Genomic DNA, 25,681 nt, shown 5'->3' with positions numbered 1-25,681 from the left:
CGCAATAGAACAAAATGCCAGGAAGCGCCCCACAATGAGCATGACCCTTTTCGATTCGCCGTCGTTCTCGAACCATGAGGGGGTGCACGCCTTCTTCGACGAGAAGACCGGCCTGAAGGCCATCATCGCCGTCCACTCCACCGCGCGCGGCGCGGCCGTCGGCGGCACCCGCATGTGGAACTACGGCTCGGCCGCCGAGGCGCTGGAGGACGTGCTGCGCCTGTCCAAGGGCATGAGCTACAAGAACGCCGTGGCCGATCTGGAGATGGGCGGCGGCAAATCGGTGATCATCGGCGACTCCAAGACCCAGAAGACGCCGGAGCTGTTCCAGGCCTTCGGTCGCGCCGTGCACACCCTGGGCGGCTGCTACTATGCGGCCGAGGACGTCGGCGTATCGGTGGCCGACGTGGCCGAGGCGCGCAAGGTGACCCCCTATGTCGTCGGCCTGTCGGACGGCGCCTGGGGATCGGGCGATCCCAGCCCGGTGACCGCCGAGGGCGTGTTCCGCTCGACCCTGGTGGTGGCGAAGCGTCTGTGGAAGCAGGACGACCTGACCGGCCTGACCGTGGCGATGCAGGGCGTAGGGCATGTCGGCGGATACCTGGCCGACAAGCTGGCCAAGGCGGGCGCCAAGCTGGTGCTGACCGACGTCAATCAGGAACTGCTGAGCGAGGTCGCGGCCCGCACCAACGCCGAGGTCGTGGCGCCGGACGCTATCTATGACGTCAAGGCCGACATCTATGCGCCCTGCGCCTTGGGCGCGACGCTTAACCCCCAGACCCTGGACCGGATTTCGGCCAAGGCCGTGGTCGGCGCCGCCAACAACCAGCTGGCTACCCCGGACATCGGCCAGAGGCTGTTCGAGCGCGGCGTCGTCTATGCGCCGGACTATGTCGTCAACGGCGGCGGCATCATCAATGTGGCCTCCGAGCTCAAGGCCCGCCAGACCGGCGGCGCCTATGACCCCGCCTGGGTCGAGAAGAAGCTGAGCCGCCTGATGGAGACGCTGGAAGAGGTGCTGGACCGCTCGGCCACTGAAAAGCGCCCGACCCACGAGATCGCTGACGCCATCGCCGAGGCCCGCATCTCGGCCGCGCTGGACGAGAAGACCGATCGCGAGCGTCTTGCGGCGTGATGAAATCTCCCTCCCCTCTGGGGGAGGGGTGGTCGCGCAGCGACCGGGTGGGGGCGCTTGAAAGCTCTGAAGCTTCAGCGCGCGCGATCTTCGGCCCCTCCCACCCGTCGTCGCTGCGCGCCGACTGCCCTCCCCTGACGGGGAGGGATAAGGTCAGAGCCGCGCCTTGACCTCGCGGACCACGGCTTCAGCGGTGATGCCGAACTTCTCGTAGAGAACTTCGGCGGGGGCGCTGGCGCCGAAGCCGGTCATGCCCACAAAACCGCCGTCCTCGCCGATGAAGCGGTCCCAGCCCTGGCGGATGCCCGCCTCGACAGCGACGCGGGCCGTGTCTCGGGCGATGACCTCGCGGCGGTAGGCCGCGTCCTGGGCGGCGAATCGCTCGAAGCTGGGCACGGAGACGACGCGGGTCGGCGCGCCTTCGGCCTCCAGCTGCGTCTGGGCGGCAAGGGCGATGGCGACCTCGGTCCCGGTGGCGAAGATCGTGGCTTTGGCTTCGCCCGAGGCGGCCTTCAGCTCATAGGCGCCGCGCGCCGACAGGTTTTCCGAGGCGGCCGTGACGCGCACCGCCGGGGTTTTCTGACGAGACAGGGCCAGAGCCGAGGGCGTGGTCTTCGATTCCAGCGCGATCTTCCAGCACTCGAAGGCCTCCACCGTATCGGCAGGGCGGAAGACGTTCAGGTTGGGAATGGCGCGCAGGGCCGCCAGATGCTCGACCGGCTGGTGCGTCGGGCCGTCCTCGCCCAGGCCGATGGAATCGTGGGTCAGGACGTGGACCACGCGGATGCCCATCAGGGCCGCCAGGCGGATCGCCGGACGGCTGTAGTCCGAGAACACCATGAAGGTGCCGGCATAGGGAATGACCCCACCGTGCAGCGCCATGCCGTTCATGGCCGCCGCCATGCCGTGCTCGCGGATGCCCCAGTTGACGTAGCGACCGGCGTAGTCGGGCGCGTCCAGGGTCTCGGTACCCTTCACCAGGGTGTTGTTTGAGCCGGTCAGGTCGGCCGAGCCGCCGATCAGTTCGGGGATGGCCTGGAAGACGGCCTCAAGCGCGGCGCCCGAAGACTGGCGCGTGGCCTGGGCGGGCTTGGAATCGATCAGGGCCGTGATTCCGACGTCCAGCTGCTCGAAGGCGTTCTCGGGCAGGTCGCCGGCCATGGCGCGGGTGAAGTCGTCGCCTTGGGGATGGGCCTCCAGCCGCTGCTCCCAGGCCTTGCGGGCCTTGGCGCCGCGACGGCCGACCGCCTTCCAGGCCTTGGCCACATCCTCGGGGATGTCGAAGGGCTCGTGATCCCAGCTAAGGCCCAGGCGCGTAGCGGCGATCTCGGCGGCGCCCAGGGCCGCGCCGTGTGTCTTGTGGCTGCCTTCCATGGTCGCCGCGCCGCGCCCGATCTTCGTCTTGCAGGCAATCAGGGTCGGCTTGTCCTGTTTGGTCGCCCATTTCAGGGCGCGGCGGATCTGGCCCTGGTCGTGGCCGTCGATGGCGCGCACCGCCCAGCCCGAAGCCTTGAAACGCGCCAGCTGGTCGGTCGAATCCGACAGCGAGACCGCCCCGTCGATGGTGATCGAATTGTCGTCCCACAGCACGGTCAGCCGGTTCAGCTTCAACCGGCCGGCCAGACCGATGGCCTCCTGGCTGACGCCCTCCATCAGGCAGCCGTCGCCGGCGATGACCCAGGTGCGATGATCGACCAAGGTCTCCCCATAGCGGGCGGCCAGATGGCGCTCGGCGAGGGCGAAGCCGACGGCATTGGCCAGCCCTTGGCCGAGGGGGCCGGTGGTGGTTTCGACACCGGGCATGTGGCCGTACTCAGGATGACCGGCGGTTCTGGCGCCCCATTGACGGAAGTTGGACAGCTCGTCGCGCGTCGCGGCTTTGTAGCCCGTCAGATGCAACAGGGCGTAGATCAGCATCGAGCCGTGACCGGCTGACAGGATGAAGCGGTCCCGGTCCGCCCAGTCGGGGTGCGAGGCGTCGAACTTCAGATGCTTGGAGAAGAGCTCGGTGGCGACATCGGCCATGCCCATCGGCATGCCGGGGTGGCCGCTCTTGGCCTTTTCCACCGCGTCCATGGCCAGAACCCGGATGGCGTCCGCCATGCGGCGGGGGCTGGGCTTGGATCCGGGCAAGAGGGCGGCCATGGCGATTCACCTTGGTTGCGGCTGGAAATGGGGGCGCGGCCGCTTTACCCCAGTGGGCGGGCGGGTTCTATACGCAGACCGGAGGAAAGCGCCGAATGGCCGACGCCACCCAAGCCGCCAAGACTCGCCTGGACCGCGCCCTCACCGAGCTGGAACGCAAGGTGGGAGCCCGCATCGCCGCGCCGGCGCGCGCGTCGCTGCCGGACGACGACCTGTTCGCTCGCACCCCGCACGATCCGCGCGCCGACGACCGGGTGGCCGAACTGGAGGCCGCCGCCAATGACGCGGCGACGGCGCTGGCCGAGGCGGCCGAGGCGCTGAGGACGGCGATGGGGCAGGGGGACACGGCGTCCGATGAGGCTGCGGCCGGGGAGCAGCGCTGATGGCGACGGTGACGATCGAGGTCAACGGGCGCCCCTATGCCATCGGTTGCGCCGACGGCCAGGAGGAGCGGGTGCGCATGCTGGCCCGACAGTTCGACGGCAATGTGCAGCGCGTGGCCGGCGAGGTGGGTCAGGTCGGCGACATCCGCCTGTTCCTGATGGCGGCGCTGATCCTGGCCGACGAACTGCATGAGGCGCGGCTGGCGCCCGGGGGCCGTGCCGCCGAGGCGTCGGTGGATAATCCGGTCGAAGAGACCTCTCGCGAAGACCGCGCCGAGCCGGGTCTGGCCGAGGCTCTGAACGCCGCAGCCGCGCGCATCGAGCGCCTTGCCGCGAGTTTGTAGGGAATGGCCCGAGGAGGCCCGGACGGGGACCTCTGTCGCCCGAACCCCCTCGGAGAGCGAAAGCTCGCGCGTCCGCCTGCGGACATTCATATACGCAAAGTTGGCGACGGCGCGACGATAATCGTGTGAGGCGAACGGCGTCCTCCCGGACCGGCTTGTGAAGGGGGGGTGGCGGGCCTATCTTGCGCCTTGGCGGGACAGCTGCGGTTCACGTCGGAGGCGACACATCCCAGCGACCTTAATCGTCTCGAAGGGAGCTGTCCCTGTTTGGGCTCGAGGGCCCAGGCACACGGCGCCCACCTGGTCTACCCAGGTCGAGGGGATAGAACAGTCCTCAACGGTCCTCGCGGCTCCCGCCAACCCTTCTCTTCCTGTGCGCTATCGCTCGCCTCGCGGAGCCCCGCTGCTCGGGCGCGGTTCCGGCGCCAACGCTCGCCGCGCGGCGGCTCGCTACGTGAGCGCGACGAGGCGTCCGAACCGTAGTCGTCTGAGCGGAAGACGGTGAGCGCGCCTCAGAAATCGGAACTCCGGGCCCGGATGCGGGCTGAGCGCAAGCGGCTGGCCGGGCTTGACCCTGATGCGCCCCTGCGGCTCGCCGACCATGCTGGCGCCCTGCCGCCCGGCGGAATGGTGGCGGTCTATGCGCCGATCGGGTCGGAGATGAACACCGCCGTCCTGGCGCAGGCCCTGATCACACAGGGGCGGTTGCTGTGTCTGCCGGTGGTCATCCAGCGCGACGCCGCCATGATCTTTCGCCGCTGGTCGCCGGGGGAGCCGCTGGAGATGGACGTGGCCGGCGTGCCCGCGCCCTTGCCGCTGTCCGACACCGTGACGCCCGACCTGATCCTCACCCCGCTGCTGGCCTTCGACGCCACGGGCGCGCGGTTGGGGCAGGGCGGTGGCTATTACGATCGCACCTTCGCGGCGTTGCCGGACATCGTTCGGATTGGCGTCGCCTATACGGGTCAGGAAGTCGGCCACCTGGAGATCGAAGCCCACGACATCCGACTGCATGGCGTCCTGACCGAGACCGGCTATAGGTCCTTCTGATGAGACTGGCCTTTTTCGGAGACGTCGTCGGCAAGTCCGGCCGGGACGGGTTGAGCGATCACCTGCCGGGTCTGCGCCGTGACCTGAAACTCGATTTCGTGGTGGTCAACGCCGAGAACGCGGCGGGCGGCTTCGGTATCACCGAGAACACGGCGCGCGAGCTGTATGACGCCGGGGCCGACGTTCTGACCCTGGGAAACCACAGCTGGGACCAGCGCGAGGCCCTGACCTACATCGTGCGGGAGCCGCGCCTGATCCGCCCGGCCAACTATCCGAAACTGATGGACGCGCCGGGGCGGGGGGCCGACGTCTTCACCCTGGCCGACGGGCGGCGCGTGCTGGTGATCAATGTGCTGGGGCGGGTGCATATGGACCCGCAGGACGACCCCTTCTCGGCGGTAGAGCGCGAGCTGAACACCGCCCCGCTGGGCGTGGTCGCCGACGCGGTGATCGTCGACATGCACGCCGAGGTGACAAGCGAGAAGATGGCCATGGGCCACTTCTGCGACGGCCGCGCCAGCCTGGTGGTCGGCACCCACACCCATGTGCCCACCGCCGACGCCCAGATCCTGCCAGGCGGCACCGCCTATCAGACCGACGCCGGCGGCTGCTGCGACTACGACTCGGTGATCGGCAACGACAAGGAAGAGCCCTTGCGCCGATTCACCACTCGCCTGTCCGGCGGCCGTTATGCTCCGGCAAACGGGCCGGCCACGATCTGCGGCGTCTATGTCGAGACCGACGACCGGACGGGACTGGCCACGCGGGTGGAGCCGATCCGGGTTGGGGGCCGACTGAAACAGGCGATTCCAGACGCGTCTTGACGCCGTAGATTACGCGTGTAATCTCCTAAGATTACGGGCGTAAGCCATACGCGAACGCATGGCGTGCGCCCTCATCTCTGATCCAGGGGCGCCGGACGCCTCGGTCCAAGCAAAAGGTGGCGCTTATGACAACGTTGGATATTCTCCTCAACGCGGACCCGACCATGAAGCTGATGATGCTCTTGCTGATCGCGGCCAGTCTGGCGGCGATCGGCCTGACGGTGCGCAAGCTCATGACCGACCAGACTCTGACAGGCGGTTCGACCTTTCTGCAGGCGTTGCGATTGGGTGGGCCGCTGATCGGGCTTCTCGGCGCGGCCTACAATGTCCTGATCATCAACATCGCCATCGCCAACATCGGCGAGCAACCGTCCTACCCCGTGCTCGCTCCAGGGATCGCGGAGGGCGCGCTGCTGTTCGTGTTAGGCCTGATCGCCGGCCTCATCGCGGTGATCTGCAACTGGATCGTCGAGGCGCGCATCGATCGCGCGGTGTTGCGCTCCTGACCGGGCCGGCCATCACCGAGGCCGAGAGCGTGGTGATGGCCGCGCTCTGGCGGCGCGGGCCGCTGTCCTTCGCCGATCTGATCGATGAGGTTCGGCGCGGCTCGGCCTGGGGCGACGCCACCATCAAGACCCTGCTGAACCGGCTGATGAAGAAGGGGGCGGTCCGTTCGGTCAAGGCCGAGGGCCGGCAGCGGTACCATCCGGCGCTCAGCCGCGACGCCTATGTGACCGCCGAGGTCGACGCCTTGCTCGCGCGGCTATTCGGTGGGGATCCGGCGGCGCTGGCGGAGCACCTCCGGGCCAGGGCGATGCCAGTCTGATTGACGGCGGCGCGGAAACCGGCCACCTCGCGCGGCCCTCTCATTCCGTGCCCGTCATGACCGCCGTCTTCCGTCCCGAAACCCGCGCCACGCTGAAGGAACTGGCCCAGCTTGCCTGGCCGGTGATCCTGTCGCGTGTGGGCATCATGGTGATGGGCCTGACCGACGCCATCGTGGTGGGGCGGCATTCGGGGGTGGAGCTGGCCTATCACTCCCTGGCCTGGGCCCCGACCTCCATCGTCCTGACGACGGCGGTGGGCCTGCTGATGGGCGTCCAAGTGATGACCGCCCGCATGATCGGCGAGGGACGCCGCGAACAGGCCGGCGCGGTGCTCAGGCGCGGCCTGAGCTATGCGCTACAGATCGGCGTCGCGGCCGGTCTGGCCATGGCCCTGGCCGGGCCATGGGCCATGACGCGGATCGGGCTGGAAGACGGCCTGGGCGAGGGCGCGGGGCCGGCTCTGATCGTCTTTTCCCTGTCGCTGCCGTTCTACCTGGTCTCGATGGCGGCGCTATTCTTCCTCGAGGCCCTGGGGCATCCCAAGCCCGGCATGATCGCCATGTGGGTCGCCAACGGCATCAATCTGGCGCTGAACCTGTGGCTGGTCCCGGGGCTCTCGGGCCTGCCGGTGGATGGCGCGACGGCCTCGGCCTGGGCCACCTTCGGGGCGCGGGCGGCTCTGGCCGGTTTCCTGATCCTCTTCATCCTGCGCCTGCCCGAAGCGCGGACCCTTGGCGTCTTCGCCCGGCCACCGCGCGACCCCGCGGCCGCCCGAGAACAGCGCAAGATTGGCTATGGAACAGGCGCTTCTTTCTTCATCGAGGTGGGTGCGTTCTCCGGCCTGACCCTGATCGCGGGCCAGCTGGGCGCGCTTGAGACCTCCGCCTGGGCGGTGGTGCTGAACATCTCGGCCATTGTCTTCATGGTGCCGATGGGATTGAGCTCGGCCACGGCGGTGCTGGTTGGCCGCGCCTACGGAGCCAAAGACCGGGCCGGAGTGATCCGGGCCGGCGCCTGCGGCCTGTTCGCTGTGGCGGGCATCGCCACCCTGATCGGCCTGATCGTCTGGCCGACCGCTCCGTTGCTGGTCGGGGCCTATACCCGGGAGACGGCGCTGCTGGCGGTGGCGGTTCCGGCCCTGATCCTGGCCACCCTGTTCTTCGTGGCGGACGGTGTTCAGGTGGTCGCAGCCCTGGCGGTGCGATCGGCCGGCGACGTGTGGTGGCCGACGATCATGCACATCTTCAGCTACGGGGCGGTGATGTTCCCTCTGGGCTACGTCCTCAGCCACCAGGGCGGCCTGGGCGTCGACGGCATGGTCTGGGCGGTGATCGTGGCCAGCCTGATTTCGGCGACGCTACTGACCGGGCGGTTCATCCGGGTCGCGCGGCGGCTGCCGGCCTAGCGGACGCCCAGGATCCAGCCTTCCTCGGTCTCGACGGCCGCGCGCGTGTCGTCGTCGATGTCCTTCGGCGGGGCGAACAGGGCGGCGAGCTCGCCCTTGTCGTCCAAGCGGGCGAAATGCTCGGCGGCGGCCACGACCGAGGCCTGATCCTTGAACTCGCCCGGCTCGGGAGAGGATGGAACCATCGCCGGCCAGGCCTCGACCACCAGAGCCGAGAGCGGCGCGACGTCCTCGGCCGTCAGGGCGCGCCAGCCCGTGCCGAAGGGCCAAGCGGCACCCGACGAGCCCAGACGCTCCAGAAGGCGGCGCACCATCGGCTGGCCGACCAGGGCCAAGCCACCGGTGGCTCCAGCGCCGTGCATCTGCCATTGGCCCTTGGGCTGGATCTTGCCAACGCGGGCGCGGCGGTCAGTCTCACGCATCTCGGGAATGTCGGCGGGGTGTGGCGGCTTGGTGGAAGACAGCCAGCGCTGGGCCTGACGCGCCGGCGCGCCCCACATCGGCCAGGCCTCGTCGGTCATCAGCCGGTTGATCTTGGCGGCGACCTGATAGCGGTTGTTGGTGTTGTCGGCTTTGTCCACGACGTTCGAGGCCACGAACTTGCTCATCGCCGCCCAGGGCTCTCCCGACAGCTTCAGTCGTTCGGCCGTGCCGCGCGGCCAGCCCAGCGGGAAGTCGAAGCCGATCAGGGCGCGGTCGCCGCGCTTGGCCAGATCGCCCAGAATGGTGGCCAGCATTGCTTCACCCTCGGCGCGGGTGGCGGCGTTGTGGCTCTCGGTCTTCAGCCGCATGCGCACGTCGCGCTTGGCCACGCCGATCCACAGCGATTGCTCGCCGGTCTTCTTGCCCTCGGCGGCGGTCCAGATGGCGATGACATAGGCGTCGAACAGGCGGGCCACGGCGGGCTCCCGAAAAACAGGGTGGTCGAAGGATCGCGCCTTCTAGACCCTCGGGATGGCCACCGGAAGGCCGCCGATCATTTCAGCAGGGCCTCGACATGGCTGAGCCAGCGACGGCCGAGACGCAGGGCCTCGGGCGGCGAGCCGGCCGGGGTGGGCAGGCCGGTGGTCCAAAGACTGAGCTCGAATTCGGGATTGCGGGCGTCGTCGAAGATGAGGCGGAGCACGACCTGTTCCGCATCCGGGGCCATGACGTCCAGTTGCTTGCGCTGTTCGCCGCGTCGGACACGGGCCACGACATGCCCGTCGACGATCAGCTCGGCGCCATCGACCTCCTCGAACTCATAGACCAGGCCGCCCGCTCCGCGATTCCAGAGCACCAGGAGCTGGCCGGTCTGGAAGTCGAGCGCCGCCGCCTTGCCTTCGCTTGGCGAGAGGGCTTCGGCTTCCGCGCCGTCGCCGAGCGCCTTTCGCAGAGCCCGCCGTAGACGCCGCTCCGGCTCCATCCACCACGCCAGGGTCAGGCCCGCGGTGGTCAGCACCGCCGCGCCCAGCGCCGCCAGCAGGATGATGCGGATCGCCTCCACCGATTCGGCCCTCCCAAGCCGCGCTCAGCAGGCTAGCGGCATTCGGCCGACGCGTGAAATCGGATCAATCGGCCAGATCGATCACCACCGGCACGTGGTCCGAGGGCTTCTCCATATCGCGCGCGTCGCGATGGGTCTCGATGCTCTGGAAACGGTCGGCCGCCTGAGGCGACAGCAGGTGGAAGTCGATACGGATGCCGTGGTCGCGTTGCCAGGCGCCGGCCTGATAGTCCCAGAAGGTATAGGTTCCGGCCGGCTCGTTTCCGATTTCATGGGCGTCGGCCAGACCCAGGTATTTCAGGGCGCGGAAGGCGGCTCGGCTCTCAGGCTGGAACAGCGCGTCGCCGGTCCAGGCGGTGGGGTTTTTGGCGTCTTCCGGCATGGGGATGACGTTATAGTCGCCGCACAGGACGAAACTCTCCTCCAGGGTCAGCAAGTCGGTCGCGTGGCGACGCAGCCGCTCGAACCAGGCCAACTTGTAGGCGAACTTCTCGGTCGCGATCGGATTGCCGTTGGGCAGGTAGAGGCCGCCGACACGCACCGGGCGCGGCGCCTCGATCAGGGCCTCGATGTAGCGGGCCTGCTCATCGGTATCGTCGCCGGGCAGGCCGCGCCGCTCGACGCTCATCGGCAGTTTCGAGAGGATGGCCACGCCGTTGTAGGTCTTCTGACCGTGGGTCTCGATGTTGTAGCCCAGCGCCTCGATCGGCTCCCTGGGGAACTTCTCGTCGACGCATTTGATCTCCTGGAAGCAGACCACGTCGGGCTGGGCCGCCTCCAGCCAGGCCAAGACGGTCGGCAGGCGGGCGTTGACGGAGTTCACGTTCCAGGTGGCGATGCGCATGGCGGCGACGCTAGGCGGGGGCAGGGGCGTGGGCAAGAGAAAGGCCCGCCGGATTTCTCCGACGGGCCTCGTCTCTCACGCGGCTGCAGCGATCAGAGTTCGCAGCGGTCGCCGACCTGGGCGGCCTGGGCGCAGGTCTGGATCTGACCAGCGGCGGTGCGCGTGGCCGGGAATTCTCCGAGGAATCCCGAACCACTGGCGCACTTGACCTCGATGACCTGGCCGTCACCCTCGGCCATCAGGCCGGCGATGCGGTAGTCACTGACGTCGCAGGCGCGATTGGAAGCCTGCAGCATCTGGCCCAGCACGCCCTTGATCTGGTCCTCGGTGGTGAACTGGCAGGTCAGGGAGCGACCCTTCGCGGTCAGGCAGTCGATGGCCTCGCTGCCCTGGGCTCCTTCGGCGGCAAACAGAGCCACCAGCCCCAACGGCGCATCCGAGCAGCCGAACTCCACCACTTCCCGCTGGGCGCCGTCGCCCTCGCGGCCAATGACGCGCTGGTCAGTCACCGTGCAGGGACGACCGAGTTCGGCCAGTCGCGCGGCGCGCTTTTCGCCCTGAGCAGCCACGGCGGCGCCCGCGTCTGACAGCTGGCAACCATCACCGATATTGGCGGCCTGAGCGCAGTCATAGGCCTGCTGGAACGCGCCATCGTTGCCGAGGCGGACGACCTGACCCACGCCCGAGGCGCATTTCAGCTCAAAGAAACGACCATTCTGATTAGCGCCCATGTAACGGGCCTGGCTTGCGGCGCAGTCGGCGGCGGGAGAGCCGGCGAGGCGCGCCTGGATGCCAGCGGCGGACTCGGCGGCAGTCGTATATTCACAGGCGCCCGCGTTGGCGGGGATCTGGAGGCAATCGAGCGTGTTGGTGACCGAGCCGTCCTGGCCGATCTCGATCCAGGCTCCGCCTGCTCCGTTGCAGCCGACTTCGTAGCGGTCGGAGCCGTTGCCCGTGCGTCCGACCCACTGCACCTGATCAACCTGGCAACTGAGACCAGCGGCCTGGACCCACGGCTGGACGGCGGCGAGCACGTCGGCGTTTTCCGGCAGTTCGCAGCGCGGCGGCGTCGCTTCGGGATTGGCGGCGACGGCGTCGTCCGCCTGATTAGCGGCGATCAGGCAGTTGAACACGACCGGCGGCGTGGCGGTGGTTAGAACATAGCCGGGACCGGTGGCGCAGGCGGCTTCAAGCACGGATGACGACCCGTCCGGCAGACGCCCGATCTCTCGGGCGTTTGTGACCTGGCAAGAGACGCTGGCGGCGGTGAGCGCCTGGGTCGCTACGGCGGCGATTTCTTCCGGCGCCTGCGCAGCGGCAGCTTCCCGTTGAGGCCGCGCGCGCCCCAACCGCGACGCGCCGGTGTCTCTTTGAGCTTCGGGAACATCGCCTGGTTGGGTCCGTCGGACTTCCTGTGCGTGCGCCGGGATCGGAGTGAAGGCGAAAAGGGTTAGCAGCATGCCCGCCTGGGCCATGACGTAACGCGACATATCCGGGGTTTCCTCTGGTCGTCGATCAGGTGGACGCAGGCTTGGCCAAGCGGCGCGCCGGGGTCAAGCCGCAACGCTCGGGGAGAAAAAGGGCTTCATCAAGGTGACCCTTTGACCCGGTCCAGCCCTTGAGGCAGGGTCAGCGCGTTGCGATTGGAGACCCACTCTTGGCCGACGGACAGCCCGTGCGGGACGGCGAGACGGCGCGTGGCCTGGCCTATTCAGGGCCGCCACCGCCCATGCCCGGCGAGGCCGTGGAAGTCGCCGACGGCGTGCTGTGGCTGCGGTTCCGGCTGCCCATGGCGCTGGATCATGTGAATGGCTGGGCGCTGCGGGACGGCGACGGCTGGCTAATCGTCGATACCGGGCTGAACCTGCCGGACACGCGCGAGGCCTGGGAGGCGGTACTGGCCGGTCCGCTGGGCGGTCGTCCGGTCACCCGCGTGCTGGCCACCCACATGCATCCGGATCACATCGGCCTGGTCGGCTGGCTGTGCGAACGCTTCGAGGCGCCGCTGCTGATGTCGCGGCTGGAGTATGTGACGGCGCGCATGCTGATGGCGGATACAGGACCGGCGCCGGAGGGCGGGGCCGCGTTCTACCGCGCCGCCGGGTGGGATGAAGGGCGGATCGAGGCTTGGCGGAGCGGTTACGGCCGGTTCGCCATGGGTGTCGCGCCGTTACCGCCGTCTTATCGGCGGATCGTCGGCGGCGAGAGGCTGAGGATTGACGGCCGGGACTGGCGGCTCGTCGCAGGGGAAGGGCATTCCCCCGAACATGTCGGCCTGTGGCGGTTGGACGACGGGGTGTTCATCTCGGGCGATCAGGTGCTGCCGAAGATCAGCTCAAACGTGTCGGTGTGGCCGACCGAGCCCTTGGCCGATCCGCTCGGCGACTGGATCGCGGCCTGCGAACGGTTGAGGTCCGAACTGCCGGCCGATCTCTATGTGCTGCCCTCGCATGGCGAGCCGTTCAACGGGCTGCATCCGCGGCTGGACGCGCTGGTGAGGGGTCATGGGGTGGCTCTGAAGCGATTGAAGCGGCGGCTGGCCGAGCCGGCGCGAGCGGTGGATGTGTTCGGCAGCCTGTTCGCCCGGCCGGTGTCGGACGGCGTCTACGCCATGGCCACGGGCGAGGCGGTGGCGCATCTGAACTATCTGGAACGGCGAGGCCGGGCGGAGCGCAGGCGCGACGGGGACGGCGTGGACTGGTGGCGGGCGACAGGCCCGGAGGAGACCGAGACGTGAGTGAGATCGTGGTGCGGACCGAAGACGGCGTGGTCGAAATCCGGCTGAACCGGCCGGACAAGAAGAACGCCATCACCCAGGCCATGTACGCCGCCATGACCGAGGCGGTGACGGCGGCCCAGGCTGATGCGACCGCGCGCGTGGTGCTGTTCAGCGCCGAAGGCGACAGTTTCTCGGCCGGCAACGACATCGCCGACTTCGTCGCCATCAGCTCGGCCTCGGGCGGCGAGATGGGCCTGGACGCGCCGGTGTTCCAGTTCCTCAAGGCGATGGCCGAGCTGGACAAGCCGGCCGTGGCGGCGGTTCGCGGTCGGGCCGTCGGCATCGGCCTGACCTTGCTGCTGCACTGTGATCTGGTGGTGGTCGCCGAGGACGCCCTGTTGTCGGCGCCCTTCGTCAATCTGGCCCTGACGCCCGAGGCGGCGTCCAGCTTGCTGTTGCCGCACGCCATCGGCCATCAGCGGGCCTTCGAACTGTTCGCTCTGGGCGAGCCGATCGACGGCGTGACCGCCGCCGCCTGGGGCCTGGCCAACCGCGCGGTGGCGGCCGATCAGGTCGAGGCTGTCGCGCGCGATCTGGCCCGAAAGCTGGCCCGGCGCGCACCGGGGTCGATCCGGGCCTCCAAGCGCCTGATGCGCGACGGCGAGCGGCTGTGGGCCATCATGCAGGCCGAGGGCGCGGCCTTCGGCGTCCAGATGAAGAGCCCGGAGGCGATGGAGGCCTTCATGGCCTTCAGCCAGAAGCGGGCGCCGAAATTCTGATGGGCTCTCGACCCAGTCGCGTCCTGTCGGCCATGATGCGGGCTCGCTGACCTTGAGGCCCACCATGTCGTCCGATCTCGTCACCTTCGTCGCCGGCCTGCCCAAGGCCGAGCTGCATCTGCATATTGAGGGGTCGCTGGAGCCCGAGCAGATGTTCGAGTTCGCGCGGCGCAACCGGGTGGCGATCCCGTTCGACAGCGTCGAGCAGGTGCGGGCGGCCTATGACTTCTCCAACCTGCAGGACTTCCTCGACATCTATTACGCCGGCGCCGACGTGCTGCGGACCGAGCAGGACTTCCACGAGCTGGCGCTGGCCTATTTCCGAAGGGCGGCGGCGGACGGCGTGCGGCACGCCGAAATCTTCTTCGACCCCCAGACCCACACCGACCGGGGCCTGCCCTTCGCCGTCGCTGCCGACGGTCTACTGTCCGGCATGGTGGCGGCCGAGGCCGAGCTGGGCGTCAGTTCGAAACTGATCCTGTGTTTCCTGCGGCATCTGGACGAGGAGGCCGCCTTCGCCACGCTGAAGGCCGTCGAGCCGTGGCTGGACCGGATCGCGGGCGTCGGTCTGGACAGCTCCGAGGTCGGCCATCCGCCGTCCAAGTTCCAGCGCGTCTTCGCCCGCGCGGGAGAGATGGGGCTGAAGCGCGTCGCCCATGCCGGGGAGGAGGGACCGCCGGCGTATGTGCACGAGGCGCTGGACCTGCTGCGTATCGACCGCATGGACCACGGCAACCGGTCGATGGAGGACGAGGGCCTGATCCGCCGTTTGGCCGATGAGCGGATGACCCTGACGGTCTGCCCGCTGTCGAACCTCAAGCTGTGCGTCGTCGACGATCTGGCTGACCACCCCGTGCCGGAGATGCTGCGGCGCGGGCTGCACGTCACCCTGAATTCCGACGATCCGGCCTATTTCGGCGGCTATGTCGCCGACAACTATGTGCGCTTGGCGGAGGCGACCGGACTGTCCCGCGAGGCGCTGGTCCAGATGGCGCGGAACAGCTTCGAGGGGGCGTTCGTGGATGACGCGGCGAAGACGCGGCATCTGGCGGAGATCGACGCCTATTTGGCCGAGGTCGGTTGAATTAGGCCGCCAGGGCCTCCGCCGCGTCTTCCTTTTTGCGACGCAGCTCGATCAGCCGTACGCACCAGATCGAGACCTCGTAGAGGATGACCAGGGGCACGGCGAGCATCAACTGGCTGATCGGATCGGGCGGGGTCACCACCGCCGCCACCGCCACCACGGCGACGATGGCGTAGCGCCGGCCGGCCGCCATGGCCTTGGAGCTGACGATGCCCGCCAGGCCCAACAGGGTGGTCACCACCGGCAGCTGGAAACACAGGCCAAACGCCAGGATCAGCGAGGTGACCAGGTTCAGATACTCGGAAATCTTGGTCATCAGCTCGACCGAGATGCCCTCGGCATTGATCTGCTGGCTCAGCGAGAACCACATGACGAAGGGCAGCATGACGAAATAGACCAGCGCCGCGCCCAGCAGGAACAGCACCGGCGCCGCGAAAAGGAAGGGCAGGAAGGCGCCCTTCTCGTTGCGGTACAGGCCCGGCGCGACGAAACGGTAGAGCTGCCAGGCCAGCACGGGGAAGGCCAGGATGATGGCGCCGAAGCCGGCGATCTTCATCTTGGTGAACAGCTGTTCCAACGGCGCGGTGGCGATCAGCTCGACCGCCGACATGCCCCCCTCGGGAAAGGGGCGCAGGCCTGCCGTTACGGCGATCAACTCGAACGGATTGCCGCCGTGCGCGCCCTGGTTCTGGGCCACGGTGTGCAGGGCGGCGGCGGCCTGGAAGGGCTTGATCAGGAACACCTGGATCTGGGCCGCGAAGTAGAAGCACAGGATGAAGGCGGCGACGAAGGCGATGACGCAGACCAGAAGCCGGCTGCGCAGCTCGACCAGATGATCCATCAATGGCGCGCGCGACGCCTCGATCTCGGCTTCGTCGCGCTCGTCCCGGCTCACGGCTGCACCTTGCGCGCGCTCTTGGCGGACGTTTTCCGAGCGGCGGCCTTGGGCGCGCTCGAGGCTTTCGGTTCAGCCTTGGGGCGCGACGCGGTCTTGGGCGAGGCCGTCTTGGCGGCGGATGTCTTCTTGGCCGTCGCGGGCTTTGCGGCGCGGGGCCTGGGTTTTGGCTTAGGCTCTGGACCAGCGACGGGTTCAGCCGGAGGCGCGATTGGCGTCATCTGCGGGGCCGGATCGGGCGCGGCCAGGGCGGCGGCCTTGGGTGTCGCGGGGGCGTTCAACCCATCCTTGATGTCCTTGAATGCCGCGTCGGCGTCGGCGCCCAGACGGTGCACAGGATTGGCGTGGCGCAAGGCCTCGACCTCCTTGCGCAGCTCGTCCAGTTCGGACTGGCGCGCCATCTCGTCGAAGCTGGCGCGGAACTCGGCGGCCATGTTGCGGGCGCGCGCCATCCACTGGCCGACCCGACGCATCAGGACCGGCAGGTCCTTGGGTCCGACAACCAGCAGGGCCACCAGCCCTATGACGAGAATTTCGAGGCCCCCGATCCCGGGGCCGAGGCCGCCCATGCTTACGCCCGCTCAGACGCCGCGGCTCAGCGCCGCAGCTCGTCCTTCTCCGCCTCGGTGCGTGGCAGGGAGCTGACGCCATGGTCGGGACCGTCCTTCTTGCCGTCGTCCGCGAGGCCGTCCTTGAACGCGCGGATGCCCTTGGCCGCATCGCCCATCAGGCTCGACAGCTTGCCGCGCCCGCCGAACAGCAGAAGGACGACGAGGGCCAGGATGACCCAGTGCCAGATGCTCATGGCGCCCATGGGGAGAACTCCGTGAATCGGACCGACGCGGCCCGAATGAAACCGTGGGCCCCGATATAGGCCAGCCGAGGGCGCTGCGCCAAGCGACAGGCGGTCACGTTGTCGCGGCGTATCGCCAACTCATATTCAGGGGCGCTTGCGGACGAACACCGTGCCCGCCGAATAGCCGGCCCCGAAGCTGCAGATCAGGCCGGTATCGCCGGGGTCGAAGCCGTCGTGGTGCAGATGGAAGGCGATGATCGAACCGGCGGATGAGGTGTTGGCGTAGTCGTCCAGGATGATGACGTTCTCGCCCGGCTCCGGATCGCGGCCCAGGACGCGGCGGGCGATCAGGTCGTTCATGTTGATATTGGCCTGGTGCAGCCACAGGCGCTTGAGGGTCGTAGGGTCGATGTCGAGGTGGCCGGCGTGGTCGACGATCATCTCGGCGACCATGGGCACGACCTCTTTGAAGACCTTGCGGCCCTGCTGGACGAAGAGCTTGTCTGTCTGCCCCCCTACCGCGTCGCTAGATGAGGGGGGCGGAGCGCTGGTGTCTGCTTCCGTGCGGTTCAGGAAGCCGAAGTTGTTGCGGATGTTGTTGGAGAAGACCGTCTTTAACCGCGTGCCGAGGATATCCCAGCCGCCCGGGCCCGCAGTCTCGCCGCTCTCGACGATCACGGCGGTGGCCACGTCGCCGAAGATGAAGTGGCTGTCGCGGTCGGTGAAGTTCAGGTGGGCCGAGCAGATCTCGGGATTGACCATCAGCACCGCCTTGACGGAGCCCGAGGCGATGAAGTCGGCGGCGGTCTTGAGCCCGAACGTCGCCGAGGAGCAGGCCACGTTCATGTCGAAGGCGAAGCCCTCGATCCCCAGCGCCTGTTGCACCTCTATGGCCATGGCCGGATAGGCGCGCTGCATGTTCGAAGCGGCGCACAGCACCGCGCCGATCTCGGACACATCCTTGCCCCAGGCGGCGATGGCCTGTCGCGCGGCCTTGACCGCCATCTCGGCCAGGACCGACAGCTCGTCGTTGGAGCGGGGTTCGAGGCGCGGCGCCATGCGCTGGGGGTCGAGCACGCCGGCCTTGTCCATGACGAAACGGCGCTTGATGCCCGAGGCCTTCTCGATGAACTCGGCCGAGGAGGGGGTCAGGGCGTCCATCTCGCCGGCGGCGATGGCCTCGGCGTTGCGGGCGTTCTCGGCCTCGGCCCAGGCGTTGTAGGCCTCGACCAGTTCGGCGTTGGAGATCGATTGCTCGGGGGTGAACAGGCCGGTGGCGGCGATGACGGATGCGGGCAAAGGTCGGTTCCTGTCGCTCGGCGCGCGGCGCCTCGCAGATCAATAAGCCGGGGGCGGGGTTCGGTCGAGGCTGGCGCGGACGCCTTTCCACCAGCGCTGCACCTGGCCGCGCGGGGCGGCGGGGGGCGGGGCGTCCCTGGCGGCGATCAGGGCCTCGACCAGATCCTCCGCCTCGCAGGGGAAGCCGTTCGGGGCGACATAGACGGGATAGAGGAGCAGGGCGGCGGCCACGAGGCTATCGAGTTCCAGCGTGCGGCCTCGGCGGGGGAAATCCAGCCGATCTTCGGTCAGGCCCCAACCGGCGTAGAAGGGCCGGCCCCAGGTCATGACAGGCTTGCCACGCAGCAGCGCCTCGAACCCGGACAGGGAGGTGAGGGTGGCGAGCGCGTCCGAGGCGTCCAGCGCCTGGACGATGTCGAGGTCGTCGGCCTGGGCATCGACGAGGGCGCGCGCGCTGTCGTCGAGGCGGCCGGGGCGGTTGCCGGCGACCACATCGGGGTGGGTCTTGAAGATCAGGAAGGCGTCAGGGTGCTCGGCGCGGACGGCCTGGACCAGGGTGGAATTGGTGCGGATGTCGGCGCAGCCCTTGAGGATAGACTGGTCGTTCTCGACCTGGCCGACGATCAGAATGCGGCGGCGGTCGGCGGACCAGGCGGGGCCCGTCTCGGCCGGCGGCAGATTGTATTTGCTGAGACCGGCCGAGACGATGCGCTCGCGCAGACGACGGGCGCGGGCCTTGATGTCGTCCGGAAAGGGGTGGGTCGCCAGCAGGGTCTCGAGCCGCGAGGGCGCGGACGGGTCGTAATAGACCCCTTGGTCGTCCAGGGCGACGCTGAGGGCGCCGAAGAAGTCCGAGCCCAAGCCACGCGAACGGATGAAGCCGTCCTCCATTCGGATCAGGGGCGCGGAGGAGCCAGCCATGATATCGGCGACGCCCTCACCGGCGCGCGAGGCCCAGGCGACGACCCGGCCATTCTCCACCTCGGCCGCGCTGCGCGCGGCGACGGTGGAGCCGAAGTAGCGGACCTGGCCCAGCGGTGAGTTCAGCAGGCGGCGGACCGGCGGGCGCTTGGCCGGCGCGAAGCCGACGCAGGCGTGCAGGCCGGATAGACGCCGGGCGCGGTCACGAAGGACGACGAGCCGCTCGACCGCCTGTTCCACCTCGATCGCGCGACCTGTGACCGGATCGACATAGCGGGCGTAGCGGATCAGGGCGGCGGCGGCGAGCTGTTCGATCGTGCGGGGTTGGCCTCGGCGCTCGACGGTGACGCGGTCCTGGGTCAGGCCCCAACCGGCGTAGAAGGGCGCCCCCCAGCAGGTCACGGGCAGGCCGCGCCACAGGGCCTCGAAGCCCAGACCGCTGGTGACGACGTGGACGGCCTGGACCTCAGACAGCAGCGAGGCAGGAGCGACGTCGGTGTCGATCAGGGTAACGCCGGTCAGCGCTTCGGCGGGGATGCAGCCGCGCTTCTTTCCCGCCGCCACGGCCGGGTGGCGCTTGACCAGGATCTGGGCGTCGGGATGGGCGGCGCGGACGCCGGCCAGCATCTCGGCGAAGGTCTGTTCGGTCGCCAGGCCGTGGCGGATGGAGGCGTCGCCCCAGGTCTGGTCGACCACCAGAACGCGCGGGCGGTCCTCGATCAGTGCGGGATCGACGGGGGCGCCGAGGTTGGTCTTGGACAGGCCCGTCTCGACCAGCCGGTCCAGCAGGGCGCGGGCGCGGCCGGCCAGGGCGGCATCGCACCAGTCGGGCGCGGTGCGGATCAGGTCCTCGAGCCGCGAGGGGCGGGTGGCGTCGTAATAAACGCCGAGGTCGTCGACGACGATGCCGAGGCTGGTCGCTCCGGTCTCGCCAAGGCCGACGGAGCGGAGAAAGCCGTCCTCAAGCGCGGTGAAGGGCAGGCCCCGTTTCGTCGCCCAGCGCCGGCCGAGCGCGCCGGAGGGCTTGAGGCCCCAGCCGATGACGGCGGCGACGTCGGCCCGCGGCGCGGGGACAAGCTCATGATCGGGTAGGAAGGCCGCGAGGTTGGGGATGCGACGGACTCCGGGCGCACACACCCAGGCCTTTGGGCGGCTCACCTGACTTGGGCCTCGTCCCAGCCGCCGGCCAGGGCCGCGACGACCTTGCTGGCGGTGAAGTCGCGTAGCTTGGGATCGTGATAGCTGCCGTTGATCTGGGTGCGGTGGAGCACATGCTCGCGGAAGCGGGCGAACAAATCGGCGTCGGGCGCCTGAGGCGCAGCCCAGAAGCCGTCCAGGGGCTGCTGGTCGGTCAGACCCTCGAAGTCGAAAAAGGCGTCGCCCATGACCTTGACCGGCGTGCCGAACCCGGTGGCGGCCAGGGCCGCGGTTGAATTGTTGACGATCAGTCCCTGAGACGCGCGGCAAAGCGCCGCCAGATTGCCGCCGTCGATGAAATCGACCCGGTCGGCGATGCCGCGATCGCGCGCCATCTTGCGGGCCTGGGCCGCCTGGTCGATCAGCCCGGGATCCAAGGGGTGGTTCTTGATCACGAGGCGCAGGTCCGCGGGCGCCTCGGCGGCGAAGCTATCCATGACGGCGGCGAGGAAGGCCTCGTTGTCCGGATAGGCCGAATAGCGCAGCAGGGTGACGTCGCCCTCGCGCTGGAGACAGGCCAGCATAAAGCGGCCCCGCGCGGCGATGACCTCGGTGTCGAGCCGGGCCGGTGGCGTCAGGTGAAGCTTGAGATAGCGCCAGATATGGCCGGCGCACTGGAGCCAGGCGGGCTGGGTGTAGGGCTTGCGGAAGCGCGGGAACAGCAGGCGGCCGGGAAGTTGGATCAGGTGATAGTTGGACAGCCGGATGACGTGATACGGCAGGATGGTTCCAGCCGGCTTGAACGGCGGCTCCTGCGGGGCCGGCGGGGCGTAGCCGGACGCGTCACGCGGCAGGTTGGTGCGGGCGTTCACGCCGTTGCGCTCCAGCGTGATCCAGTGGGGGCGAAAATAGCCATTCTCCAGCACCCAGACGGAAGCCTGGAGCGCGGGGATGCGCTCGATCACCGCCTGATTGTAGGGGCCGCCCTCTCCGAACAGCAGGATGTCCGTGTAGCCGGGCGCGATCCGCTCCAGCTCCGCCGCCCAGTCAGATGGTTCGTCCTGGAACCAGCGGGCGTTTTTCGAGCCCCAGTCAAGCAGATCGCCGGCGTTGAACAGCATGCGATCGACGGCCGCACCCTGCTGTCGCAGCAATGTCGCGAGATGGCGCGAGAAAGGACCGAAGGGCGCTGACACGATCAGGAAGCGGCGCTGGTTCAGGCCTTGGGGCGCGTGCTCGAGCGCGCGCGCCAGCTTGGGCGCGGACTTGCGCGCGGCAGGCGGCGGCACGGTGTGAGCCAGAGACACGAGCGGTGAGATTCCCGGACCGGTCCCTGCGGCCGGCCTTCTAGGGGTGACTGTCTAGGCGCTTTCGGTCTTCGCGTGCAAGGCGAGCAGGCGGCGGGCGCGGTCGAGGTGCAGGCGTTCGACCATGCGGCCATGAACCCGAATTGCGCCGGATTCGCGGCTTTCGGGTGTGTCGTAGGCCGCGACGATGGCTTGGGCCTGGGCGATCTGTTCGGGGGTTGGCGAAAAGGCTTGGGTCGCGATCTCGACCTGGCGCGGGTGGATCAGGCTCTTGCCATCGAAGCCCCAGCGAAGGCCCTGCTCGCATTCGGCGCGAAGGCCGTCGTCATCGTCCATCGCATTGAAGACCGCGTCGATGGCCAGCAGGTCGTGGGCGCGGGCGGCGGCGACCACAGCGCTCATGGCCCAGTGCAACGGCGCCCGGTCCGCGCCCGACTCGCAGCCCAAGGCGGCGGACAGATCGTTGGAACCCAGCATGAGGCCTGAGCCCGGCCTGTCAGCGAGGTTCGCGGCGATGGTTTCGAGCGCGAACAGGGCGGCCGGCGTCTCGATCATGGCCCAGACGGCGGCGCCCGGCACGGCGGCCATGATAGGGGTGAGCGCGGCGCGGGCCTCGACCTTGGGGACGACGATGAGATCGAGTTCGGCCCGGGCGGCGGCGGCCAAGTCCTCGGCGCCCCAAGGCGAGCCGCTTCCGTTCAGGCGAACGCCCACCGTGGCCGCGCGAAAGCCGCCCGCGGTCAGAGCCTCGACGGCCAATTGGCGAGCTGTAGCCTTGTCCTCCGGGCCGACCGCATCCTCCAGGTCGAGGATGACGACATCCACCTCCAGCCCGCGCGCCTTTGCAACCGCCGAAGCGCGTGAGGCGGGGACGTAGAGGACGGAACGCGCGCGCATCAGACCCGACCGGTGACCGGAACCAGGGCGCCGGTCATGGCGCGGCTGGCGGGCGAGGCGAGGAAGAGAATGACAGCGGCGAGATCTTTCGGCGCCACCCAGGCGGCGGGGTCGGCGTCGGGCATGTCCTTGCGGTTCTGCAGCGTGTCGATGATGGAAGGCAGAACGGCGTTGACCGTGACCGAGGTCGCCTTCAACTCCTCGGCCAGGCTCTGGGTCAGGGCGTGGACGCCCAGCTTGGCCGCGCCATAGGCGCCCATGCCGGCGCCCGGTTTGATCGCGGCGGCCGAGCCGACATTGACGATGCGGCCATCGGGGGCGGTCTTGAGCGCGGGGAGGGCGGCGCGGGTGGCGTGAAGAGCGGTGGTGACGTTCAGGGCGTGCTGGCGGGCCCAGACGGCGGGGTCGCCGTCCTCGACCGTCTGCCAGGCGAAGCCGCCGGCTATGTTGGCCAGGGCGTCGATCCGGCCGAGCTGGGCGACGACCTGATCCAAGGCTGACCGGGCGGCCTCAGGATCGGTCAGGTCCACACCGTCCACCACCATGTCGGGGCCCTCGGGTTCGCACCGGCCGTGATCGACGGCAGCGACGCGCCAGCCTGCCGCCTTGGCCTCCGCGACCAGCACACGGCCCAGCGCGCCGGCGGCGCCGGTGACGACGAGGACGGGATCGGACATAGGCGGCTCCTTGCATTTGCTGGGAGGCTTCTAGCGCGCCAAAGCCTTCAGGCGACACCCCAAGCCTTCAAGCGGTCGGCGCCGCCAATGCCCGCTGCGACAGGCGGGCCCTGGATTCGGCCGGGGGTGCGGGACAGTCGGGGAGCGACATTGGGCTGGGTCCGGCCGTCCAGTTCGGTGAAACTCTGGCGGGCTGCGAGGTGTGGGTGGCCGGGGGCTTCGGCGAAGTGGAGGACGGGGGCGACGCAGGCATCGGTGTCCTCAAGGAGGACAGTCCAATGGTCGCGCGGGCGGGCGCGAAATGCCGCGGCCAATTCTTCGCTCTGGGCGTCGAAGCCCGCGGGCGCCTCGGCGGGCAGGTCAAGTCGGCGGCGGAGCTCGGCATGGAACTGAGGCTCCAGCGCGCCGACCGCGACATGACGGCCGTCAGAGCATTCATAGGTGCGGTAAGTGGGCAGGGCGCCCGCCAGCATGCCCTCGCCCGTGGCCATGGAGGTGACTCCGTCGCCCGTCAGCCAACTGAACAGCCCCATCATCGAGACCACGCCATCGACAACGGCGGCGTCGATCACCTGGCCCCGGCCAGAGCTCTGGCGCTCGTGCAGGGCGGCGAGGACGCCCATGACCAGATAGAGGGCGCCGCCGCCATAGTCGCCGATCAGGTTCAGGGGCGGGACCGGCGGGCCGCCCCGGGGGCCGATGGCGTTCAGGGCTCCCGTGACGGCGATGTAGGTCAGGTCGTGCCCGGCGCGCGGAGCCAGCGGCCCGTCCTGGCCCCAGCCGGTCATGCGGCCGTAGATCAGACGCGGATTGGCGGCCAGCATCGACTCGGGCCCCAGGTCCAGCCGCTCCATGACGCCGGGCCGGAAGCCCTCGATCAGCACGTCGGCGGCGGCGATGGCAGCCCTGGCGGTTTTGAGGTCCGTCTCTGACTTGAGGTCCAGCGCCAGGGAGGCGCGGCCCCGGGCGGTGACGTCGCCGGGAGCGGGGCCGGCGCCCGGCCGGTCGATCCGCAGGATTTCGGCCCCCAGGTCCGACAGCAGGGTGACGGCGAAGGGCGCGGGACCGATACCGGCCATCTCCACCACCCTGAGGCCCTTCAGCGGTCCCTGACCCATGCGCGGTTCCCCTCGTCACACGGCGTGATTGGAGCGGGGCGGCCCGCCCGATACAAGGCTTGAATGTCGAGGGGCGCAGTCAGGGCTGGGGGAAGTGTATTCGGTTCGGACCTGGCGATCCGGCTGGGTCTGGCCAACGCCGCCGGCTTCATCGCCTTCATGCCGCTGCTGACCCTCTTGGCGCCGCTCAGGATCGAGGCGGTGGACCCGGATGCCAAGGCGCTGATTCTCAGCGGAGTGGCGCTGGTCGGGGCGGTGGTCGCCAGCCTGTCCAATATCGTCGCGGGATGGCTGTCGGATCGAACGCGGAGCCGGATGGGACGCCGCCGGCCGTGGCTGCTGACGGGCGTGGTCGGCGCTCTCGCCGCTTATCCGCTGATCCTGTTCGCCCAGACCGGCTGGGGCGTCCTGATCGGCGTGGTGCTGTTCCAGCTGATGTTCAACCTGTTCTTTGGGCCGATGAACGCCCTGCTGCCCGATCATGTGCCGGACGCGCGCAAGGGGCTGATGTCTTCCGCCATGGCCATGGGGGCGCCGGTCGGCCTGGCGGTCGGGGCGGTGCTTGCCGGCATGGGAGATCTCAGCGAGGCGACGCGGTTCGCGCTTGTCGCCGCTGTGTTCGCGGCCGGCGTGACGCCGCTCTTGCTGTGGCGCGAGCCGCCGGGGCCAACCGTCCCGCCATCGATCAATGAGCAGGCGCCGGCGACGCGGCGGCGCGCCGACTTCGCCCTGGCCTGGAGCTCGCGGCTGATGATCCAGCTAGGGCTGTCAGCCAGCCAGGTCTATCTGCTGTACTTCGTGGGGCGGGCCGCGGCGGACGGGGCGGCGTTTCCCGAGCGCGCGCCGGCGGCCCTGGTCTCGACCCTTATCCTGGTATCGACCTCGACCTCGGTGGTGACAGCTCTGGCGGCCGGCTGGGTGTCCGATCGGACCGGCGGCCGACACCTGTACGTCGCCGCGTCCGGAGTGCTGGTGTGCGCGGGCATGGCGGTGTTCGCGGCCGACCCGAGCTGGACCACCGCCCTGATCGGACAGTTGCTGTATGGCGCGGGAGTTGGGCTGTATTCGACCACGGATACGGCGCTGGTGGCGCAAATCCTGCCGTCGCGAGCGGACTCGGGACGCGACCTGGGTCTGTTCAACCTGGGCAACACCCTGCCGCAGGCTCTCGCGCCCGGTCTGGCCATTCTGGTGTTGGCGGGCGCCGGCTGGGGCCCGATGGGTGGCTATCCGGCCCTGTTCGCGATCGCCGGCGGCAGCGCCCTGTTCGGAGGGATCGCCGCCGCCTTCATCAGAGGGGTACGCTGAGCTTACCAAGCCCAGTTTTCATGGCCGCGATGGTCGCCCTGCATGCGGAGCATGAAGTCGGCGACACCGTCTCCGTTGACGTCCAGGTTCAGCAGGGTGACGCCGCCCTGGTAGGTCAGGGTGGCCTGGCCGGCCTGGTTGCTGAAGGCGTCGACGAAGGCGAACGCTTGGTTTCCGTTGGTGGTGGTGTCGGCGTCGATGGCCGACAGGTCGATGATGTCGCCGGCGCTCAGATCGGTGATCCGATCAGAGGCAGCGACCGTCGAGTCCAGGATCGACCGGAACACGAAGGTGTCGACGC

Annotated in this window: 27 protein-coding genes and 1 other RNA gene; 13 read left to right on the top strand and 15 right to left on the bottom strand. The window is 69.0% G+C overall.

From position 1 onward, the window contains the following. The first annotated feature begins 40 nt into the window (after positions 1 to 40). Positions 41 to 1,135, top strand: a complete 1,095-nt coding sequence (locus tag EES48_RS07395) for a Glu/Leu/Phe/Val family dehydrogenase (RefSeq protein WP_122466194.1) — start codon at positions 41 to 43, stop codon at positions 1,133 to 1,135. Between the two features lie 153 nt (positions 1,136 to 1,288). Here EES48_RS07395 and tkt read toward each other — a convergent pair whose 3' ends face one another. After that, positions 1,289 to 3,238, bottom strand: a complete 1,950-nt coding sequence (tkt, locus tag EES48_RS07390; RefSeq protein ID WP_122465767.1) for a transketolase — start codon at positions 3,236 to 3,238, stop codon at positions 1,289 to 1,291. A gap of 137 nt (positions 3,239 to 3,375) precedes the next feature. Here tkt and EES48_RS07385 point away from each other — a divergent pair, with 137 nt between their 5' ends. From EES48_RS07385 to EES48_RS07350, 8 genes are all read left to right on the top strand, one after another. Beyond that, a complete protein-coding gene (locus EES48_RS07385) occupies positions 3,376 to 3,663 on the top strand; it encodes a hypothetical protein (RefSeq protein WP_122465766.1) in 288 nt (95 codons plus the stop codon). Then, positions 3,663 to 4,007, top strand: a complete 345-nt coding sequence (locus tag EES48_RS07380) for a cell division protein ZapA (protein WP_122465765.1) — start codon at positions 3,663 to 3,665, stop codon at positions 4,005 to 4,007. The genes EES48_RS07385 and EES48_RS07380 overlap by 1 nt, the downstream gene beginning before the upstream one ends. Positions 4,008 to 4,202: 195 nt before the next feature. Beyond that, positions 4,203 to 4,364: non-coding RNA, 6S RNA (ssrS, locus tag EES48_RS07375), on the top strand. Positions 4,365 to 4,508: 144 nt separating this feature from the next. Beyond that, positions 4,509 to 5,057 (top strand): 5-formyltetrahydrofolate cyclo-ligase, encoded by a 549-nt coding sequence (locus EES48_RS07370; protein WP_240623265.1) that lies wholly within the window; start codon positions 4,509 to 4,511, stop codon positions 5,055 to 5,057. Then, entirely contained in the window at positions 5,057 to 5,881 is an 825-nt protein-coding gene (locus EES48_RS07365) for a TIGR00282 family metallophosphoesterase (RefSeq protein WP_122465763.1), read from the top strand. Before EES48_RS07370 ends, EES48_RS07365 begins: the two co-directional genes overlap by 1 nt. 164 nt (positions 5,882 to 6,045) lie before the next feature. Further along, positions 6,046 to 6,387: a MotA/TolQ/ExbB proton channel family protein gene (locus EES48_RS07360; RefSeq protein WP_162998079.1), complete on the top strand. Its 342-nt coding sequence runs from the start codon at positions 6,046 to 6,048 to the stop codon at positions 6,385 to 6,387. Beyond that, entirely contained in the window at positions 6,336 to 6,707 is a 372-nt protein-coding gene (locus EES48_RS07355) for a BlaI/MecI/CopY family transcriptional regulator (RefSeq protein ID WP_276309605.1), read from the top strand. Before EES48_RS07360 ends, EES48_RS07355 begins: the two co-directional genes overlap by 52 nt. A gap of 56 nt (positions 6,708 to 6,763) precedes the next feature. Continuing rightward, complete coding sequence (locus EES48_RS07350) at positions 6,764 to 8,113, top strand: MATE family efflux transporter (RefSeq protein ID WP_122466193.1); 1,350 nt, start codon at positions 6,764 to 6,766, stop codon at positions 8,111 to 8,113. Here EES48_RS07350 and EES48_RS07345 read toward each other — a convergent pair. The 4 genes from EES48_RS07345 to EES48_RS07330 all read right to left on the bottom strand — a co-directional run bounded on the left by EES48_RS07345 (position 8,110) and on the right by EES48_RS07330 (position 11,639). After that, complete coding sequence (locus EES48_RS07345; protein WP_122465760.1) at positions 8,110 to 9,012, bottom strand: cobalamin biosynthesis protein CbiG; 903 nt, start codon at positions 9,010 to 9,012, stop codon at positions 8,110 to 8,112. The genes EES48_RS07350 and EES48_RS07345 overlap by 4 nt on opposite strands. 77 nt (positions 9,013 to 9,089) lie before the next feature. After that, positions 9,090 to 9,599 (bottom strand): hypothetical protein, encoded by a 510-nt coding sequence (locus tag EES48_RS07340; RefSeq protein WP_122465759.1) that lies wholly within the window; start codon positions 9,597 to 9,599, stop codon positions 9,090 to 9,092. A gap of 64 nt (positions 9,600 to 9,663) precedes the next feature. Further along, the gene (gene xth / locus EES48_RS07335; protein ID WP_122465758.1) at positions 9,664 to 10,443 is read right to left on the bottom strand and encodes an exodeoxyribonuclease III; all 780 of its coding nucleotides are present in this window, start codon (positions 10,441 to 10,443) and stop codon (positions 9,664 to 9,666) included. A gap of 92 nt (positions 10,444 to 10,535) precedes the next feature. Beyond that, a complete protein-coding gene (locus tag EES48_RS07330; RefSeq protein ID WP_162998078.1) occupies positions 10,536 to 11,639 on the bottom strand; it encodes a hypothetical protein in 1,104 nt (367 codons plus the stop codon). Positions 11,640 to 12,100: 461 nt separating this feature from the next. Here EES48_RS07330 and EES48_RS07325 point away from each other — a divergent pair, with 461 nt between their 5' ends. The 3 genes from EES48_RS07325 (at position 12,101) to EES48_RS07315 (ending at position 15,025) form a co-directional block, all read left to right on the top strand. Beyond that, positions 12,101 to 13,180, top strand: coding sequence for an MBL fold metallo-hydrolase (locus EES48_RS07325; RefSeq protein WP_240623264.1), 1,080 nt, complete (start codon positions 12,101 to 12,103; stop codon positions 13,178 to 13,180). Further along, on the top strand, positions 13,177 to 13,941 hold the full coding sequence (locus tag EES48_RS07320; protein WP_122465756.1) for an enoyl-CoA hydratase: 765 nt from the start codon (positions 13,177 to 13,179) through the stop codon (positions 13,939 to 13,941). The genes EES48_RS07325 and EES48_RS07320 overlap by 4 nt, the downstream gene beginning before the upstream one ends. Positions 13,942 to 14,005: 64 nt before the next feature. Then, positions 14,006 to 15,025, top strand: coding sequence for an adenosine deaminase (locus EES48_RS07315; RefSeq protein WP_122465755.1), 1,020 nt, complete (start codon positions 14,006 to 14,008; stop codon positions 15,023 to 15,025). A gap of 1 nt (position 15,026) precedes the next feature. Here EES48_RS07315 and tatC read toward each other — a convergent pair whose 3' ends face one another. From tatC to EES48_RS07270, 9 genes are all read right to left on the bottom strand, one after another. After that, a complete protein-coding gene (gene tatC, locus EES48_RS07310; protein WP_122465754.1) occupies positions 15,027 to 15,920 on the bottom strand; it encodes a twin-arginine translocase subunit TatC in 894 nt (297 codons plus the stop codon). After that, positions 15,917 to 16,489, bottom strand: coding sequence for a Sec-independent protein translocase protein TatB (gene tatB, locus EES48_RS07305; protein ID WP_122465753.1), 573 nt, complete (start codon positions 16,487 to 16,489; stop codon positions 15,917 to 15,919). Before tatB ends, tatC begins: the two co-directional genes overlap by 4 nt. A gap of 26 nt (positions 16,490 to 16,515) precedes the next feature. Then, the gene (locus EES48_RS07300; RefSeq protein ID WP_122465752.1) at positions 16,516 to 16,734 is read right to left on the bottom strand and encodes a twin-arginine translocase TatA/TatE family subunit; all 219 of its coding nucleotides are present in this window, start codon (positions 16,732 to 16,734) and stop codon (positions 16,516 to 16,518) included. Between the two features lie 126 nt (positions 16,735 to 16,860). After that, a complete protein-coding gene (locus tag EES48_RS07295; RefSeq protein WP_122465751.1) occupies positions 16,861 to 18,015 on the bottom strand; it encodes a beta-ketoacyl-ACP synthase III in 1,155 nt (384 codons plus the stop codon). A gap of 39 nt (positions 18,016 to 18,054) precedes the next feature. Next, positions 18,055 to 20,094, bottom strand: coding sequence for a capsular polysaccharide biosynthesis protein (locus tag EES48_RS07290; protein ID WP_205679395.1), 2,040 nt, complete (start codon positions 20,092 to 20,094; stop codon positions 18,055 to 18,057). Further along, the gene (locus EES48_RS07285; protein WP_240623263.1) at positions 20,091 to 21,380 is read right to left on the bottom strand and encodes a capsular biosynthesis protein; all 1,290 of its coding nucleotides are present in this window, start codon (positions 21,378 to 21,380) and stop codon (positions 20,091 to 20,093) included. The genes EES48_RS07290 and EES48_RS07285 overlap by 4 nt, the downstream gene beginning before the upstream one ends. Positions 21,381 to 21,434: 54 nt before the next feature. Then, a complete protein-coding gene (locus EES48_RS07280; protein WP_122465750.1) occupies positions 21,435 to 22,277 on the bottom strand; it encodes an HpcH/HpaI aldolase/citrate lyase family protein in 843 nt (280 codons plus the stop codon). Next, entirely contained in the window at positions 22,277 to 22,954 is a 678-nt protein-coding gene (locus EES48_RS07275) for an SDR family NAD(P)-dependent oxidoreductase (RefSeq protein WP_122465749.1), read from the bottom strand. Before EES48_RS07275 ends, EES48_RS07280 begins: the two co-directional genes overlap by 1 nt. A 47-nt stretch (positions 22,955 to 23,001) precedes the next feature. Then, a complete protein-coding gene (locus EES48_RS07270; protein ID WP_122465748.1) occupies positions 23,002 to 24,072 on the bottom strand; it encodes a CaiB/BaiF CoA transferase family protein in 1,071 nt (356 codons plus the stop codon). A 63-nt stretch (positions 24,073 to 24,135) separates the two neighbouring features. Between EES48_RS07270 and EES48_RS07265 the strand changes: the two genes are divergently transcribed. Beyond that, entirely contained in the window at positions 24,136 to 25,380 is a 1,245-nt protein-coding gene (locus EES48_RS07265) for an MFS transporter (RefSeq protein WP_122465747.1), read from the top strand. 2 nt (positions 25,381 to 25,382) lie between these two features. Here the strand turns inward: EES48_RS07265 and EES48_RS07260 are convergent. Then, positions 25,383 to 25,681, bottom strand: a 299-nt coding sequence (locus EES48_RS07260) for a M10 family metallopeptidase C-terminal domain-containing protein (RefSeq protein WP_205679394.1), incomplete at its 5' end; no start/stop codon positions are given.

Source organism: Brevundimonas lutea, from assembly GCF_003704105.1.
Taxonomy (GTDB): Bacteria; Pseudomonadota; Alphaproteobacteria; order Caulobacterales; family Caulobacteraceae; genus Brevundimonas; species Brevundimonas lutea.
The sequence above is the reverse complement of the archived record's forward strand: the minus strand, read 5'-3'. Positions and strand labels throughout refer to the sequence as shown.

Coding starts and splice junctions, on each gene's coding strand:
- EES48_RS07315 (WP_122465755.1), top strand. CDS start 14,006: ATGTCGTCCGATCTCGTCACCTTCGTCGCCGGCCTGCCCAAGGCCGAG.
- EES48_RS07380 (WP_122465765.1), top strand. CDS start 3,663: ATGGCGACGGTGACGATCGAGGTCAACGGGCGCCCCTATGCCATCGGT.
- xth (WP_122465758.1), bottom strand. CDS start 10,443: ATGCGCATCGCCACCTGGAACGTGAACTCCGTCAACGCCCGCCTGCCG.
- EES48_RS07275 (WP_122465749.1), bottom strand. CDS start 22,954: ATGTCCGATCCCGTCCTCGTCGTCACCGGCGCCGCCGGCGCGCTGGGC.
- tkt (WP_122465767.1), bottom strand. CDS start 3,238: ATGGCGGACGCCATCCGGGTTCTGGCCATGGACGCGGTGGAAAAGGCC.
- EES48_RS07270 (WP_122465748.1), bottom strand. CDS start 24,072: ATGGGTCAGGGACCGCTGAAGGGCCTCAGGGTGGTGGAGATGGCCGGT.
- EES48_RS07300 (WP_122465752.1), bottom strand. CDS start 16,734: ATGGGCGCCATGAGCATCTGGCACTGGGTCATCCTGGCCCTCGTCGTC.
- EES48_RS07350 (WP_122466193.1), top strand. CDS start 6,764: ATGACCGCCGTCTTCCGTCCCGAAACCCGCGCCACGCTGAAGGAACTG.
- EES48_RS07360 (WP_162998079.1), top strand. CDS start 6,046: ATGAAGCTGATGATGCTCTTGCTGATCGCGGCCAGTCTGGCGGCGATC.
- EES48_RS07280 (WP_122465750.1), bottom strand. CDS start 22,277: ATGCGCGCGCGTTCCGTCCTCTACGTCCCCGCCTCACGCGCTTCGGCG.
- EES48_RS07265 (WP_122465747.1), top strand. CDS start 24,136: ATGTCGAGGGGCGCAGTCAGGGCTGGGGGAAGTGTATTCGGTTCGGAC.
- EES48_RS07365 (WP_122465763.1), top strand. CDS start 5,057: ATGAGACTGGCCTTTTTCGGAGACGTCGTCGGCAAGTCCGGCCGGGAC.
- tatB (WP_122465753.1), bottom strand. CDS start 16,489: ATGGGCGGCCTCGGCCCCGGGATCGGGGGCCTCGAAATTCTCGTCATA.
- EES48_RS07395 (WP_122466194.1), top strand. CDS start 41: ATGACCCTTTTCGATTCGCCGTCGTTCTCGAACCATGAGGGGGTGCAC.
- EES48_RS07385 (WP_122465766.1), top strand. CDS start 3,376: ATGGCCGACGCCACCCAAGCCGCCAAGACTCGCCTGGACCGCGCCCTC.